Source organism: Microbacterium sp. FW305-3-2-15-F-LB2, assembly GCF_058787255.1.
On record NZ_JBYSZO010000001.1, the window covers coordinates 306,783 to 322,649 of the forward strand.

The following is a 15,867-nucleotide window of genomic DNA, read 5'->3' on the forward strand; positions in this document are numbered from 1 at the left end:
GTCGCCCCCGCGGATCCGTCCGCCCGGGGCGACGTTCGCGGTCGCGGATGTCGGAGGCCTACGGCACACTGAGGGTCGACCCTTCGAGGAGCCGCCATGACCGATGCCCCCGCCGATGCCCACGACGTCATCCGCGTGCGCGGCGCACGTGAGAACAACCTCAAGAACGTGGACGTCGACGTACCCAAACGGCGGCTCACGGTCTTCACGGGTGTGAGCGGTTCGGGCAAGTCGTCGTTGGTGTTCGGCACGATCGCGGCCGAGTCGCAGCGGCTCATCAACGACACGTACCCGACGTTCGTGCAGCAGTTCATGGGGCAGCCGTCGCGTCCCGAGGTCGATGCGCTCGAGAACCTGAGCGCGACCATCCGCGTCGATCAGGAGCGCATGGCGCCCAACGCGCGATCGACGGTGGGCACAGCGACCGACGTACACGCGATGCTGCGCGTCCTGTTCAGCCGGCTGGGGCAGCCGCACGTCGGTTCGTCGCAGGCGTTCTCCTTCAATGTCCCGTCGATCTCGGGCTCCGGCGCGGTGGAGATCGCGACCGGTGCGCGCAAGGGGCAGAAGGAGCGCCGGTCGTTCGAGATCACCGGCGGCATGTGCCCCGATTGCGAGGGTCTCGGCCAGGTGAGCGACATCGACCTGTCGCAACTGGTCGACGAGTCGAAGTCCCTGAACGACGGGGCGATCCTCGTTCCCGGATATACCGCCGACGGCTGGATGGTCCGCATCTTCGCCGAGGCGGGTTTCTTCGACGGCGACATGCCCGTGCGCGACTTCAGCCCCGAGCAGCGGCAGCTTTTCCTGTACGGCGAACAGCAGAAGGTGCGGATCGCCAGCACCAACATGACGTACGAGGGGCTCGTCCCCAAGATCACGAAGAGCATGCTGCAGAAAGACCGCGACGGCCTGCAGCCGCACATCCGCGCGTTCGTCGACCGCGCCGTGACGTTCGTGCCGTGTCCGGCGTGCGAAGGCACGCGTCTGAACGAGGGGGCACGATCGTCCCGCATCGGCGGGGTGAACATCGCGGATGCCGCGGCCATGCAGATCACCGACCTCGCCGCATGGGTGCGCACGATCGACGACCGCTCCGTCGCCCCGATCGTGGATGGGCTCCGCGACACGCTCGACGCTTTCGTGCACATCGGGCTCGGATACCTCTCGCTCGACCGCGCGAGCGGCACGCTGTCGGGCGGCGAGGCGCAGCGGACCAAGATGATCCGGCACTTGGGTTCGAGCCTGACCGACATCACCTACGTCTTCGACGAGCCGACCGCGGGCCTGCATCCCCACGACATCCAGCGGATGAACGACACCCTGCGGCAACTGCGCGACAAGGGCAACACCGTGCTGGTCGTCGAGCACAAGCCCGAGGTCATCGAGATCGCCGACCATGTCGTCGACCTCGGCCCGCGCGCCGGCCGCGACGGCGGAACCATCCAGTACGAGGGCGCGGTGGCGGGGCTGCGCGCGAGCGATACCCTGACCGGCCGCTTCCTCGACCACCGGGCTCAGCTCAAGGCCGCGGTGCGCCCGCGCACGGGCGCCATCCCCATCCGCGGGGCTTCGCAGCACAACCTGAAGAACGTCGACGTCGATGTGCCCCTCGGCGTTCTCACGGTCGTCACGGGGGTCGCGGGGTCGGGCAAGTCATCCCTGATCCACGGCAACCTGCCGGCCGCCGACGACGTCGTGGTCGTCGACCAGTCGCCGATCAAGGGCTCGCGGCGCAGCAGCCCGGCCACGTACACCGGCGTCCTGGATGCCGTGCGCTCCGCGTTCGCCAAAGCGAACGGTGTGAAGCCGGCGCTCTTCAGCGCGAACTCCGAGGGCGCGTGCGTCGCCTGTAACGGACTCGGAGTGATCGTCACGCAGCTCGGCTTCCAGTCCACCGTCGAGACTGTCTGCGAGCTGTGCGGCGGGACGGGCTTCGCCGACGAAGTGCTCCAGTACACCCTCGACGGCAAGAACATCGCCGAGGTGTTGCAGATGTCGGTGGCCGAGGCATCCGCGTTCCTGACCCGGGGGCCCGCGGTCGCGGTCCTGGGGCGACTGGTCGACGTCGGCCTCGGGTACATCACGCTCGGTCAGTCGCTGAACACCCTCTCGGGCGGCGAACGGCAGCGGCTCAAACTCGCGATCTCGATGGCCAAGAAGGGCGCGGTGTACGTGCTCGATGAGCCGACGACCGGTCTACATCTCGCCGATGTCGACACGCTGCTGGCCCTGCTCGATTCCCTCGTGGATGCCGGCAACACCGTCATCGTGATCGAGCACCATCAAGCCGTCATGGCGCACGCTGACTGGATCATCGACATCGGCCCGGGGGCGGGGCGCGACGGCGGGACGATCGTCTTCGAAGGAACCCCGGCCGACCTCGTCGACGCTCGATCGACGCTCACGGGCGAGCACCTCGCCCGGTACGTGGGGGTCTGACGCCGCGCCGATCCCCGGCGGCGGGGATGCGGGGCCGGTCAGGCCATCGGAGTCGCGGTGTGCAGGTGCCGGTCGCCGTGGGCGAGTACCTTGACGATGACCCCGCGCTGCCGGAGCTCCGACACGGCGCGAGACGCGTCGGCGCGTGAGACACCGAGGGCCTCGACTGTGGTGACGACGAGGACGTCACCTCGGGTCAGCGTCCCGAAGAAGCGCTCGAGTCGGGCTGCCCAGTCCTCGAGGGTCTCGGGGGCGGGGTGTCGGAAGCCCTCGATCGGCACGCCGAAACGAGTGAGGTCATCGCGCTGCCTGACAACGGAGGGAAGACCGGGGCGCGACACGACGAGGCCCACGAGACGCGAACCGGCCGGTCGCGCGCGCCACCACGCTCCGTCGCTCTGCATCTCGGTGAAACACTGCGGGCAGTCGGCCGCGGTGTGAGCAACCGGCACATCGGCATCCGTGGACGAGATCGGTTCGCTCATGGCACCTCCCGCGTCCATTCTGCCTTACGCCCCCGCGGACGCCCAGGCTCGAGCCCCATCAACGCGAGACTTCATCGCGCCGACAACACGCCGGCAGTCTGCAAGGGGTTTGTCGGCCACGTGAAGTCTCGCGGTTCGCGGTCTCGCGGTCCGCGGCCCGCGCCACGCGGAGGGGCGCCGGCTAGTCCTCGCCGTCGATGCGGAGCTCGGTGCTCAGCTGGTCGGCGTCGAGTTCGGCGAGAGCGTGGCGCAGCGCCGCCGTGCTGTAGCGGCCGTCATGGCTGATGTGATTCAGTTCGCGCCGCATCGCGTCGATCGACGCGAGGCGAAACTCGAGCAGGTCGCGAGCCCGCACGGTCAGGTCGTCGTCGGGCGGGCGCGTCAGCCGCGCGCCGGCGCGTTCGATGAGATCCGCGGGGAACGGTTCGCCGTTGCGCCGGAGGAGCCTGCCGGAGGTGAGGGCGTTCATCGAAGCCTCGCGGAGTTCGGCATCCAGAGCGTGCTGCTCCTCGCGTGTGGGGCCTTCCCCGCCCTCGGAGAGACCGACGCTCCGCACCACCGCGGACAGCGTCAGGCCCTGGAGCAGCAGGCTGAAGAGTGCGACGAGGAACGCGACGAAGATGAGCAGCGGCCGGTCGTCGACGCCCTCGTGGGGCAGGGTCTGTGCGGCGGCGAGCGTGACGACCCCGCGCATCCCCGCCCACACGATGATGATCCCGTGCCGCCACCCCAGGGGGCTGTCGCGGTAATAGTCCAGGTCGGCCAGGGTGCGCGTGACCCGGCGGCGCACGAAGGCGAAGCGGCGTTCCGCGTGAGCGGGATCGGCGACGCGGTTCTGGAAGGCCGCGGGATCGGCGCGATAGGCCTCTTGCATCTCATCGATGCGTTCGTTGATCCGTTCGGCGCGTTCGCGGTGAACGACATGTCTCCGGCTGCGACGCCCCTGCAGCCAGATGATCCCCGCGACGTACACGGCCCGGACGCCCAGCGAGATTCCGAGCGCGCTGAGCGCGAGCCACGTGCCATACCACAGGCCCTCGTGTTCCCCGAGGTTGGCGTTGACGATGTCTTTCAGCTCGAGACCGAAGACCAGGAAGACGCCGCCCTCGAGGATCAGCTCGATCGTCCGCCAGTTGAGTCTGTCGCTGAGACGCTGCTCGGGGGTGAAGCGGCGTGCCGCGCCCTGACCGGTGACGATGCCCGCGACGACCGCGGCCACGAGCCCCGACCCACCGAGGTGCTCCGTAGGAAGGTAGGCGATGAACGGGATGGTGAAGCTCAGCGCCGTGTTCGCCGCGGGGTTGGTCACACGCTCACGGATGCGCAGATTCCCCCAGCCGACGAGCCCGCCGAGGACGAGGGCGATCACGACGGCCCACGCGAAGTTCGCGACAGCGTCGCCGAAAGCGAAGCCGGATGCCACCGCCGCCACCGCCGTGCGCAGGAGCACGAGCGCGGTCGCATCGTTCAGCAGGCTCTCGCCCTCCAGCAGCGTGACGACGCGGGGAGCGATGCCCAGCCGCTTGGCGATCGAGGTCGCCACGGCATCCGTCGGGCTCAGGATCGCCCCGAGCGCCACGGCGAGGGCGAGCCCCAAACCGGGGATGACCGCCGCGAAGAAGAGACCCAGGCCGAGTGAGCTCAGGACGACGAGCAAGACCGACAGACCCGCGATCGGGGCGAAGTCGCGGCGGAACTCGATTGCGGGGAGTTGGAGCGCGGCCGAATACAGGAGCGGCGGAAGCACGCCGATGAGGATGACTTCGGGGTTGATCGTGAACGCCGGGACGAAGGGCAGCAGGCTCACGCCGAGCCCGATCGCCATCAGTACCAGCGGACCCGCGATGTTGAAGCGCGGCGCGATGACGGTGACGAGCGAGACCACCACGATCCCGCCGACGACGATGAGGAGGGGGTCGATCACCCTCCGAGGCTAGACCCGCGGATGCCGTGCGGCGAAGACGACCGTCTCAGTACTCGACGCGCACGGCGTCGGCCACGGCGCCGAGTCCGGTGAGAACCTCGGCGAAGCTCGTCGAGAGGGGTGCGAGCCCGATCCTCAGCCCGTCGGGGTCGCGATAGTCGGGAATCACATCGCTCGCCCACAGTCGCGCGGTGACGCTGCGCATCGCGGGGTGCGACAGCGTCACGTGGCCACCGCGCTCGCCGGAATCCCGAGGCGACGCCAGCGTCACGCCGAGCGGGCTCAGGATGCCATCGCTCACGCGGAGCGCGAATTCGGTGAGCGCCACGGACTTCTCACGGATCGCGGAGATGCCGGCATCCTCGATGAGGTCGAGCGTGTCCTGCATCGCAAGCATCGCGAGCACCGGGGGAGTACCCGACAGGAACCGGCGCATGCCGGCGGCGAGTCGGTATTCGGGCCCCATCGCGAAGACGTCGGCCGCTCCCATCCATCCTTGGATCGGCTGCGTGAGCGTCGCGTGGTGCCGCTCCGCCACGTAGGCGAAGGCCGGTGATCCCGGCCCGCCGTTGAGGTACTTGTACGTGCAGCCCACGGCGAGGTCGACGCCCCACGCGTCCAGGTCGACGGGCACGGAGCCGGCCGAGTGGCAGAGATCCCACAGCACCAGGGCGCCGGCGTCGTGGGCGATGCGGGTGAGGGTCTCGGCATCCGCGAGGTACCCGGAGCGGTACGAGACGTGGCTGAGCAGCACGACCGCGGTGTGCGGTCCGACGGCCGCGCGCAGCCGGTCCGCGTCGACGCCGCGGGCCGTGTCGACCTCGATCCAGACGACCCGCGCGCCACGCTCCGCGGCGATCCCCTCGACGAGGTAGCGGTCGGTGGGGAAGTCGTCGCGTCCGACGACGATCTCGACCCGCTCGGGGTCCGCGGCGGACCGTTCGGCCAGGGCCGCCCGCAGCAGCTTGTAGAGCAGCACGGTCGTGGAGTCGGCGATGATCGTCTGCCCGGCGGCCGCGCCGAGCACTGACCGACCGATCCGGTCGCCGATGCGGAACGGCAGTTCCATCCACGCCTCGTCCCATCCGCGGATGAGACGGCCACCCCATTCGGCGGTGACGAACTCGCCGAGCCGCTCGGCGGTCACGCGCGGCGGACGCCCGAGCGAGTTGCCGTCGAAGTACACCAACGATGTCTCCGCGCCGACGAACGCGTCGCGGAGGGCGGCCAGGGGGTCGGCGGCGTCGAGAGCGTGCGCCTCGGCTCGGAACGGGGTGGAGGGATCAGTCGACACGCGTGAGCTCCTCGGTGGGGACGACCACCGCGTGCGACAGCCAGCTCGCGAGATCATCGAGATCGGTGGGGGCGGGCCCGGCGATGAAGCTGCGGACCGCGTCGGCATCTGAGTGACCGGGCCAGGGATCGGTGAGGGATGCCACGAGCGCGTCGCCGCGGATGCCCGCTTCTTGCAGGGCGAGGAGTTCGCGGCGGTTCACGCCGAGGGGGAGCAGGCCGTTGCCGAGGTCGGTGCCGTACAGCACGCGCCCACCACGCTCCGCGAAGGCGCCGAGGTGAGCGATCGCTCGCGCACGCGCGTCACCGCGGTGGATGTCGAGCGTGGAGATCCAGATCTGGCCGGCCTCGGCGGCGTGCGCGAGGAGTCTTCGTGAGAGCGACGGGTCGAACGGCGTGTGTGCCAGCGCCGCGACACCGGCCTCGATCGCCCGCTCCACCTGACCCGGGCCCTGGGCGTGCGCGACGACGGGGAGTCCGCGCCCGCGCGCCGCGGCGACGACGGCCGCGAGCACCTCGTCGGAGGGTACCGGACCCGCGTCCGCGTTCATCGCCACCTTGATCACCGAGGCGCCCGCGTCGGCCTGCGCGTCGACGGCCGTGCGGGCACCGCCGGGGACGCCGGGGTGCGGCGACGGATTCGACACGTCGCACACGATGGCATCCGGTGCCCAGGCTCTCCCCCTCGGGTAGCCTCCCGGCGCGCTGAGGAAGGCGCCGGCGTACGTCACCCGCGGCAGGCCGGACGGTCGCCGCGCGAGGGCCGCCGGATCTCCCCCCAGATCGAGCACGCGCGCGATCCCGCGAGCGGGCAGCGCGTCGATGTCGACGAGGTGCGCGTGCACGTGGTGGTCGGTGAACGCCGGAAGCGAGGTTCCGGTCTCACCGGTCGCGTGACGGCGTACCGGCCACGCGGCGGTGAGCATCGGGCGGGGTCAGATCAGCGAGAGTTCGCGGAGCTTGGCCTCGACGTCGGCGTTGGTCGGCTCGACGTGGTGCGAGGCATCGGGATAGACCACGACGGGGATGTTGGTGCGACCCGAGATCTCCTTGGCCACATCGGCGGCAGCCGGGTCGGCCACCAGGTCGACGTACTCGTACGCGACGCCCAGGTCATCGAGCTGCTTCTTCGTGCGGATGCAGTCACGGCACCAGTCGGCGCCGAACATGCGGATAGATGCGTCGGACATGATTCCAGCGTACGCCGCTGCGAACGGCGCGGACTCAGACCTCGGTCAGGCGGCGAGTTCGTCCTCGAGCGTCTCGGGGAGGGGAAGCCGCGCGAGACGGTTCTTCTTCGGCGCGTAGACGACGAGAGCGTGGTAGACGAATCGGACGACGAAGGCGGCGAGCAGCGTCAGCGCGGTGGCGATGACCACGTGCAGGTGCGCGGCGCTCACCAGCAGCCACAGCAACGGGATACGCACGATCGCCTCGATGCCGTTGAACGTGAACGACTTGAGGAAGCGATGCCGCATGAGTCCGGACTCGGCGCGCATGTCGGCGAACACCAGGTACTCGAGCGCGAGGAAGTTGCCGATGATCGTCAGCAGGCTCGCGATCACCGACGCCACGAGGTACTGGACGCCGAGGCCGGTCAGAGCCCACGTGATGAGGAGGTTCGCCACCGCGCCGATGCCGCCGACGACGGCGAACGCCGACATACGTCCGAAGCGGAGCATGGTCAGCTGGGTGAGGAAGCGCAAGCCCTGGCTGAAGGAGGCCTTGGATTCGCCGGCGAAACGCGGGGCGAACGAGAACGGCACCTCGGCGACGCGCATCTGCTTGCGCGCGAGGATCTCGAGCAGGATCTTGAAGCCGCGCGGACGCAGACCCTCGACGTCGAGCGCGCGCCGGTCGATGAGGAAGAAGCCGGTCATCGGGTCGGAGCAGTTGTGCAGCTTCCGGGGGAACATCGCCTTGGTGAGCAAGGTCGATCCGCGCGAGACGAGCGTGCGCACGGCGTTCGCGAGTCCGTCGGACGTGCCGCCGGCGGTGTAGCGAGAGGCGACCACCACGTCGGCATCGCCGACCTCGGCCCGATTCAGGAGTTCGGCGATGACCTCCGGCGGGTGCTGGAGGTCGCCGTCCATGACGACACAGTAATCGGATGCCGCGGCGCGGATGCCGTCGACCACCGCTCCGCCGAGTCCGCCGACCGGCTGGTCACGGTGGAGGAGTCGGACGGGAATCGATGCCTGCGCGGCGACGGCGCGGATGATGTCGGGGGTGTCGTCGGTGGAGTCGTCGACGAAGAGGATCTCGATAGCGCGACCGGGGAGCGCATCTGCCGTTCGACGGACGAGTTCGGCGACGTTCGGACCCTCATTGAAGGTGGGAACGATGACGGAAAGGTCCATGGATGCTCGCGTTTCGGTGAAGCCAGAAGTACACAGCGTAGACGGGCCGACGCGTGCCCAAATAAGCATTGTGAATCATTTAGCTGAGAGGTACCGGGGCGTTCATCCTCGGGAGGAATGGTCATCGAGCGGTTTCAGCCGATGGCGTTCTTCAGATCCTCGACCGTCATGCCGTAGTTCATGCGGATCACCGGGAGTGCGAGTTTGTCGGTCCCGAGGCGGACGTAGCCGTGTTCGATCGTGCGGCCCATCTCGAAGCCAGCACGTCGGAGCCCCTCCTTGGTGGTGTCGTTGTAGTGGCCGAACGGGTACGCCACGACCTCTTTCGCGCCCAGGATCGCCGCGGACTGCTCCAGGTCGGCGGCGATCGTGTCGGCGTCGTCGTTGACCATGCGACCTTTCCCGTTCGCGCCCGCGCGGTGCATGTCGTGGGTGTGCGATCGCTGGAGCACGAATCGGTTGGGCGTTCCCTCGGTGCGCGCCGAGGTGATCACGAAGGAGGTCGTCAGGAGGCGGCGCGCGTCGACCACGGGGGCGGCCTGTTCGAGCCAGGTGATGTCGGCATCGTCATCCGTGATGATGACCGATCGCTTCGGGAGGAAGAGGGCGCCGTCGATGAAGGCGCTCAGCTCGTCCCATGTCGGCAGATAGAACGCCGACTCCTGGATGTACGCCATCTGCGCGTCGAAGTCGCCGATGTAGGTGTAGTTCGCGCGCAACCAGCTGTCTTCGCCCTCCGGCTTCCGCGTGAACTGGTGGTACATGAGGATCGGGATGCCGGCATCCTCCGCCGCGTTCGCCGCGGGGGTCGTCCACGCGGCGTGGAGCGTCTGCTGCCGGTCGCTGCAGGTGACCAGGTCCGCGCCGTTCACGCGAGCGGCGACGGACATCGCGCTCGCGTCGGCCGCGGAGGTGTACCACCCCGCGAACACGCGACCGTCGGAGCGCGGGATCGGCAGCTTCTCGTAGCGCGCGTCCTGGGTCTGCAGTTGCGGATCCGCGGCGATGCCGTCGCCCGCGAACGAGACGGCGCACGCCTTCGGGTCACTGGTCGTGGACAGAAGCTTCTGCGCGGCGGTGAGGGGCGCCGCGGTCGGAGTGGGCGAGGGCGTCGGCGCCGACGGCGAAGAGGGCTCCGTCTCGGCGACGGGCTGCCCGGACGATTCACGCAGGAGCGCGAGAGCGCCGACGGCTCCGACGATGAGGACGACCGCGATCACGGCGGCGATCGTGCGTCGCAGGCGCACTCGCCGTGATGCCCGGCGGCGTCGTTGCGCGCGCGTGACCATTGACTCTTCCCCCGGATGTAGCGATCGTCCCCGCGATCAGCGCGATCCTATCCGGACGTTTCGCGCAGGCCGTGCACGGTCGCGCGCGCGTCGGCGGGGGATGATGGGCGCATGATCCGCATCGGCATCGTCGGCACCAATTCCATCTCCGAGCGCCTGGCGGATGCGGTGCGGGCGGTCGACGGCGTCGCGCTCGGCCCGGTGGCGTCGCGTGACGGGGATCGCGCGCGCGAGTTCGCCGACCGCATCGGTGCGCCCGGCGCCGTCCGGGGACTGGAAGCCCTGCTCTCGGCGGGCGAGGTGGATGCCGTCTATCTCGCGAGCCCGAACGCGGCACACGCGCAGCAGGTCGAGGCGGCCGTGGACGCGGGTGTCGCGGTGCTCGTCGAGAAGCCGGCGACGCTCGCCGCCGCCGAGTGGGACGGCCTCGTCGCCCGCGCGCGGGAGCAGCGCGTCGTGCTCCTCGAAGCGATGCGCACGGCGTACGACCCCGGCATCCGGTCGATCGCCGATATCCTGCCGCGTCTGGGCCGTGTCCGCAGGGTCTCCTTCCGCTACGAGAAGCGATCGGCGCGGTACGACCACGTCCTTGCGGGGGAGCAGACCAACATCTTCGACCCGTCTCTCGGGGGGAGCGCACTGCGCGACCTGGGGGTCTACCCCCTGCACGCTCTCGTCCTCCTCTTCGGCGAGCCGCGGCGGATCTCGGGCGCCCGTGTCGGTATCGCGTCGGGCACCGACGGCCTGGGCAGCGCGATCGCGGAGTACGACGATCTCGTCGCCGATGTGGCGTGGTCGAAGATCACCGACACGGCGCTTCCAAGCGAGATCCAGGGCGAGGAGGCCTCTCTGTCGGTGGACGCGATCGACGCACCGCGACGCCTCGTGCTCACCCCGCACGGCGGCGCATCGGAGGTGATCGACGTCGAGGCCCCCGAGAACCCGATGATCGGTGAGGTGGAGCGCCTCCGCGACGCGGTGCGCGGCGCCGACATCGCGTCCGACCAGGACCGCACCGCGTCGACCCTGCGCCTGGTCGACGTACTCCTGCAGCGTCCGCTGCGCTGACGCGATTCACCCGTCGTTTCCCCTGACGCGGTAGGAAGAGCGGATGACACGAGCCGGCACGGTGCCCGAGGTCTTCCTGGCGTTCCTGCGGCTGGGGGTGACGTCCTTCGGCGGTCCGATCGCGCACCTCGGGTACTTCCGCGACGACCTCGTTGTCCGTCGGCGGTGGATGGATGACCGTGCCTACGCCGACCTCGTGGCCCTGTGCCAGTTCCTGCCCGGCCCGGCATCCAGCCAGGTCGGATTCGCGATGGGGCTCCAGCGCGCGGGCTTCCTCGGCGCCGTCGCGGCCTTCCTCGGGTTCACCCTGCCCTCGGCGGTGCTGCTTGTCGCCTTCGCCGCGGGAGCCACGCTGTTCGCGGGCCCGGTGGGCGGCGGCATCCTGAACGGACTCGAGATCGTCGCCGTGGCCATCGTCGCCCAGGCCGTGTGGGGAATGGCGCGCTCGCTGACCCCCGACGCGCCGCGCGCGGGGATCGCCGTCGTCGCGGCCGCGCTCGCCCTGTTCGCGCCGGGGGCCATCGGGCAGCTGGGGTCCCTCGTCATCGGCGTCGTGGCGGGACTGCTCCTCCTGCGCGACGTGGAGGAGGGGTCCGGGGAATCCCTCCCGTCTTTCGGTGTTCCGCGCGCCGTCGCGATCGGCAGCCTCGTCGTCGCGGCCGGCGCACTCGTCGGGCTCCCCGTCCTGGCCGCGGTGACGGGATCGGGCGTGGCCGCGCTCGCCGGCGCGTTCTTCCGTTCGGGTGCGCTCGTCTTCGGCGGCGGCCACGTCGTCCTCCCTCTTCTGCAGGGCGCGGTCGTGGAGACGGGGTGGGTCTCGCCCGACGTGTTCCTCGCGGGATACGGCGCGGCGCAGGCGGTGCCGGGTCCGCTGTTCACGTTCGCCGGATACCTCGGCGCGGTCTCCTCGGTCGGTCCCGGTGGCGTCGTGGGCGCGGCCGTCGCGCTCGTGGCGATCTTCCTCCCCGGGTTCCTCGTGCTGGTGGGCGTGCTGCCGTTCTGGGACGCGCTGCGCGGCCGCCCCCGGGTTCGTGCGGCGATGCGAGGCGCGAATGCGGCCGTCGTCGGCATCCTCGGGGCCGCGCTGTACACGCCCGTGTTCACGACCGCCGTGACCGGACCGGGGCCCTTCGTGCTCGCCCTCGTCGGCTTCGTCCTGCTCACGGCGTTCCGGACACCGGCATGGCTCGTCGTGATCGTCGGGGCGGCGGGCGGAGTCGGGCTCGCGCTGCTCTGAGAGTCCGCTGAACCTCCGTCTCGTACGGGGTGACACCGAGTTTCTCGTTTGGCAGGATGAGCACACGGCATCGTCGCCGCGCCGGTATCGAAGGAGATCCCGTGTTCCACAGCCCGTACTCGCGTATCGAGATCCCCTCCGTCAGCGTTTACGATCACCTCTTCGGCTCCCTCGAGGACGTTGATCTCGACAGGGTCGCCGTGATCGATCCCGCGACCGGTTCCGAGACGACCTATCGGGCGCTGCGCGCGCAGGTCGACGCCTTCGCGGGCGCGCTCGCGCACCGCGGGGTCGACACCGAGACGGTCGTCGCGATGCTCTGCCCCAACGTCCCCGCGTTCGCGACCGTGTTCCACGGCATCCTGCGCCTGGGGGCCGTGGTGACGACCGTCAACTCCCTCTATACGGCCCACGAGATCGAGACGCAGTTGAGGGATGCCGGCGCCACCTGGCTCGTGACGGTCTCGCCGCTGCTCGGACCCGCCGCGGAGGCTGCGCGCGCCGCCGGCATCGCGGACGAGCGGATCATCGTCCTCGATGGCGCCGACGGCCACCCGGATCTGCGGTCGCTCCTGACGGAACAGCGGACCCCGCCCGAGGTCGATTTCGACCCCGAGACGCACATCGCCGTGCTGCCGTATTCGTCCGGCACCACCGGGGTGCCCAAGGGCGTCATGCTCTCGCACCGCAACCTCGTCGCCAATGTCGAGCAGTGCCGCGTCAGCATCCGTCTGAACAGCGACGACCGCGTGCTGGCGGTGCTCCCGTTCTTCCACATCTACGGCATGACCGTGCTGCTGAACCTCGCGCTGCGGCAGCGCGCCACGCTCGTGACGATGCCGAAGTTCGACCTGCTGGCGTTCCTCCGGTGCATCCAAGCCCACCGGTGCACGTTCCTGTTCATCGCACCGCCGATCGCGCTCGCCCTCGCCAAGCATCCCGTCGTCGACGACTTCGACATCTCGAGCGTGCACACCGTGTTCTCCGGCGCCGCTCCGCTGGACGGTGAGACCGCCGAGACCGCGGGCCGACGAATCCACGCCCGCTTCTTCCAGGGGTATGGCATGAGCGAGCTGAGCCCGGTGTCGCACGCGATTCCGCCCGAGCGAGAGGACATGCCGGTCAGCTCCGTGGGCGTCCTGCTGCCGAACGTCGAGGCGAAGCTCGTCGACGTCGAGACCGGCGCCGAGATCGAGGAGCACGACCGCGCCGGGCTCACGGCGCCGGGGGAGCTGTGGGTCCGAGGGCCCAACGTGATGGTCGGATACCTGAACCGCCCCGACGCCACCGCGGAGACGATCGACGCGGACGGCTTCCTGCACACGGGCGACATCGCCACCCACCACGAGGACGGGTACTTCACGATCGTCGATCGGCTGAAGGAGCTGATCAAGTACAAGGGGTATCAGATCGCCCCCGCCGAGCTCGAGGCGCTCCTGCTGTCGCATCCGAAGATCCAGGATGCCGCTGTCATCGGCGTCCTCGACGACGAGAAGCAGGAGATCCCCAAGGCTTTCGTCGTCGCGGCCGCCGGCGCTGAGCTCACGGCCGACGACGTCATGTCGTTCGTCGCCGCGGAAGTCGCGCCGCACAAAAAGGTGCGACGCGTGGAGTTCGTCGACGCGATCCCGAAGTCCGCGTCGGGGAAGATCCTGCGGAAGGACCTGCGCGCCCGCGAGGGGTGAGGGGGAAAAGGCGAAACCCCCGCGATGTAGAAGCTACGCGAGGGTTCCTGGGGTGACTGTAACGGTCACCCGTGTGGCTCCGACCGGCATCGATCCGGTGACCTTTCGATTTTCAGTCGAACGCTCTACCAACTGAGCTACAGAGCCGAGCGGCATGTCTGCCGCTTCCTAAACGAAAGGCCTCCTCGAAAGAAGGCCCGTCGCTGTGGAGCGACCCTGACGGGACTTGAACCCGCGACCTCCGCCGTGACAGGGCGGCACGCTAACCAACTGCGCTACAGGGCCATGCTTATTTAATTGTGACCGGTGAGTGACCCCAACGGGATTCGAACCCGTGCTACCGCCGTGAAAGGGCGGCGTCCTAGGCCGCTAAACGATGGGGCCGGATGAAGCTCGAACCTTACGATTTCGTGCTCACTTGCCGACCACCGAGCCTACTTCATGATCTTTGAGATTGCCAATCGGGGGCGTGGCGATGCTCCGCCCTGGCGTGTCGAGGGTCCAGACTAGCCGCGGCAGCGGGAACGCGCCCTGTTGTTCGTGTGATTCGTGTTGCTACTGTGGTGCGAGTTGCGAACCGGTGAGATGAGGTATTCCCGTGGCGCCTGAACCCCCCATCGGCGTTGATGACTGCGGCTGCGCCCCGAGCGCGGCCGAACGATCCCGGATCTGGCCGACTCTCGACCGCCGCGGTGCACTGAAGTTCGGTGCGTTCGGCGCCGTCGCGATCGGCGCCCTCGGTGCCACCGTCCCCTCGCTCATCTCGTCGTCCCCGGCGTTCGCGGCCGACTACCCGTCATGGGCCGATGTCGAGGCCGCCCGCGCCAACGAGGCGGCCAAAGCCGGTGAGATCTCCCGCATCCAGGGTCTGATCGCAGGTTTGCAGTCCGAGGTCGAGCGCACCCAGGCCGAGGTCATCGCGCGATCGGACGAGTATTACGCCGCGCAGCAGGCGTTCTTCGACGCCGACTACCGCGCTCAGCAGTTGAGGACGCAGGCCGACGCCGAGGCCGCCAAGGCGACGGATGCCGCGACCAAGGCCGGCAAGGTCGCCGCGCAGCTGTACCGCAGCGGCGGAGATGACACGTCTCTCGACCTCTTCTTCTCGGGGTCGGCGGCGACCGCCGACGATCTGCTCTCCAAGCTCGGCACCATGGACAAGCTCCTCGAGCGCAACCGGTCCGTGTACGCCGCGGCCGTGGCCGCGCGCGACAGCGCCAAGAACCTCAGCAGCCAGGCCGACGACGCGAAGGCAGAACGCGACCGCCTGCAGAAGATCGCCGAAGACAAGATGGTGGCCGCTCAGCAGGCCGCCGACGCGGCACAGGCGGCGCTCACCGAGCAGCAGGCGAACCAGGTCGTGCTGCAGGCCCAGCTCGCGGCGCTCCAGGACACGACGGCCAAGACCGTCGCCGACTACCAGGCCGGTGTCGAGGCCGAACGCAAGGCGCGCGAAGAGCGGGAGCGCAAGGCTCGCGAAGAGGCAGAAGCGCGCGACCGTGCTGCACGCGAGGCCGCAGCCCGTGCGGCAGCTGCGGCCGCGGCTGCCGCCAGCAGTGGCGGCGGTGGCGGCGGTGGCGGCGGCGGTGGCGGTGGCGGCGGCGGTGGCGGCGGTGGCGGATCCGTCGTCGGCTCCGGCTGGGCGCGCCCCTCGTCGGCCGGGATCAGCTCGGGGTACGGCCCCCGTACGGGGCAATGCGGCCCCGATTACTGTGCGAGCACGTGGCACCTCGGTCAAGACTTCGCGGCGAGCTGCTGGTCGCCGATCTACGCGGCAGCGGCCGGTCGGGTCACGTACGCCGGTTACAACGGCGGCTACGGAAATTACATCCGCATCCAGCACGACGACGGCTCCGGCACCGGATACGCGCACATCGTCAACGGCGGCATCTACGTCTCTTACGGCCAGCGCGTGTCCGCCGGTCAGCAGATCGCGGCGACCGGGCAGACCGGCAACTCGTTCGGATGCCACCTGCACTTCGAGGTCTACCCGCCGTGGGGCGGGACGACCGACCCCGCGCCGTGGCTGCGCGATCGCGGAGTCTGGGTCTGAGCAACGCGAAAGCCCCCGGTCGATGACCGGG

At 69.6% G+C, this 15,867-nt stretch carries 12 protein-coding genes and 3 tRNA genes; 5 read left to right on the forward strand and 10 right to left on the reverse strand.

What is annotated here, in order from left to right; all coding sequences use genetic code 11:
- Positions 1-96: 96 nt before the first annotated feature.
- Positions 97-2,442, forward strand: coding sequence for an ATP-binding cassette domain-containing protein (locus AC3WLZ_RS01510; RefSeq protein ID WP_492468774.1), 2,346 nt, complete (start codon positions 97-99; stop codon positions 2,440-2,442).
- 38 nt (positions 2,443-2,480) lie between these two features.
- On the opposite strand, the gene AC3WLZ_RS01515 is transcribed toward AC3WLZ_RS01510, so the two are convergent.
- The 7 genes from AC3WLZ_RS01515 to AC3WLZ_RS01545 form a co-directional block, all read right to left on the reverse strand.
- Positions 2,481-2,927, reverse strand: a complete 447-nt coding sequence (locus AC3WLZ_RS01515) for a recombinase family protein (RefSeq protein ID WP_412923335.1) — start codon at positions 2,925-2,927, stop codon at positions 2,481-2,483.
- A gap of 181 nt (positions 2,928-3,108) precedes the next feature.
- Positions 3,109-4,851, reverse strand: coding sequence for a cation:proton antiporter (locus AC3WLZ_RS01520; RefSeq protein ID WP_492468775.1), 1,743 nt, complete (start codon positions 4,849-4,851; stop codon positions 3,109-3,111).
- Positions 4,852-4,897: 46 nt separating this feature from the next.
- Entirely contained in the window at positions 4,898-6,145 is a 1,248-nt protein-coding gene (gene kynU, locus AC3WLZ_RS01525) for a kynureninase (protein WP_492468776.1), read from the reverse strand.
- Entirely contained in the window at positions 6,135-7,070 is a 936-nt protein-coding gene (locus AC3WLZ_RS01530; RefSeq protein WP_492468778.1) for a hypothetical protein, read from the reverse strand. Before AC3WLZ_RS01530 ends, kynU begins: the two co-directional genes overlap by 11 nt.
- 9 nt (positions 7,071-7,079) lie before the next feature.
- Positions 7,080-7,334, reverse strand: coding sequence for a glutaredoxin family protein (locus AC3WLZ_RS01535; RefSeq protein ID WP_412923339.1), 255 nt, complete (start codon positions 7,332-7,334; stop codon positions 7,080-7,082).
- Positions 7,335-7,379: 45 nt separating this feature from the next.
- On the reverse strand, positions 7,380-8,504 hold the full coding sequence (locus AC3WLZ_RS01540; RefSeq protein WP_412923340.1) for a glycosyltransferase: 1,125 nt from the start codon (positions 8,502-8,504) through the stop codon (positions 7,380-7,382).
- A gap of 134 nt (positions 8,505-8,638) precedes the next feature.
- Entirely contained in the window at positions 8,639-9,724 is a 1,086-nt protein-coding gene (locus AC3WLZ_RS01545) for a polysaccharide deacetylase family protein (protein ID WP_492468779.1), read from the reverse strand.
- A gap of 180 nt (positions 9,725-9,904) precedes the next feature.
- On the opposite strand from AC3WLZ_RS01545, the gene AC3WLZ_RS01550 reads away from it, so the two are divergent.
- The 3 genes from AC3WLZ_RS01550 to AC3WLZ_RS01560 all read left to right on the forward strand — a co-directional run bounded on the left by AC3WLZ_RS01550 (position 9,905) and on the right by AC3WLZ_RS01560 (position 13,783).
- The gene (locus AC3WLZ_RS01550) at positions 9,905-10,861 is read left to right on the forward strand and encodes a Gfo/Idh/MocA family protein (protein ID WP_492468780.1); all 957 of its coding nucleotides are present in this window, start codon (positions 9,905-9,907) and stop codon (positions 10,859-10,861) included.
- Between the two features lie 43 nt (positions 10,862-10,904).
- Positions 10,905-12,098 (forward strand): chromate efflux transporter, encoded by a 1,194-nt coding sequence (gene chrA, locus AC3WLZ_RS01555; RefSeq protein ID WP_492468781.1) that lies wholly within the window; start codon positions 10,905-10,907, stop codon positions 12,096-12,098.
- A 101-nt stretch (positions 12,099-12,199) separates the two neighbouring features.
- Positions 12,200-13,783, forward strand: coding sequence for an AMP-binding protein (locus AC3WLZ_RS01560; protein ID WP_492468782.1), 1,584 nt, complete (start codon positions 12,200-12,202; stop codon positions 13,781-13,783).
- A 74-nt stretch (positions 13,784-13,857) separates the two neighbouring features.
- Here AC3WLZ_RS01560 and AC3WLZ_RS01565 read toward each other — a convergent pair.
- The 3 genes from AC3WLZ_RS01565 to AC3WLZ_RS01575 all read right to left on the reverse strand — a co-directional run bounded on the left by AC3WLZ_RS01565 (position 13,858) and on the right by AC3WLZ_RS01575 (position 14,167).
- Positions 13,858-13,930 (reverse strand) — tRNA-Phe (locus tag AC3WLZ_RS01565).
- Between the two features lie 64 nt (positions 13,931-13,994).
- Positions 13,995-14,068 (reverse strand) — tRNA-Asp (locus tag AC3WLZ_RS01570).
- Positions 14,069-14,094: 26 nt separating this feature from the next.
- Positions 14,095-14,167: transfer RNA gene (locus AC3WLZ_RS01575), tRNA-Glu, on the reverse strand.
- Between the two features lie 214 nt (positions 14,168-14,381).
- On the opposite strand from AC3WLZ_RS01575, the gene AC3WLZ_RS01580 reads away from it, so the two are divergent.
- Positions 14,382-15,836, forward strand: coding sequence for a peptidoglycan DD-metalloendopeptidase family protein (locus tag AC3WLZ_RS01580; RefSeq protein ID WP_492468783.1), 1,455 nt, complete (start codon positions 14,382-14,384; stop codon positions 15,834-15,836).
- The last annotated feature ends 31 nt before the right edge of the window (positions 15,837-15,867 follow it).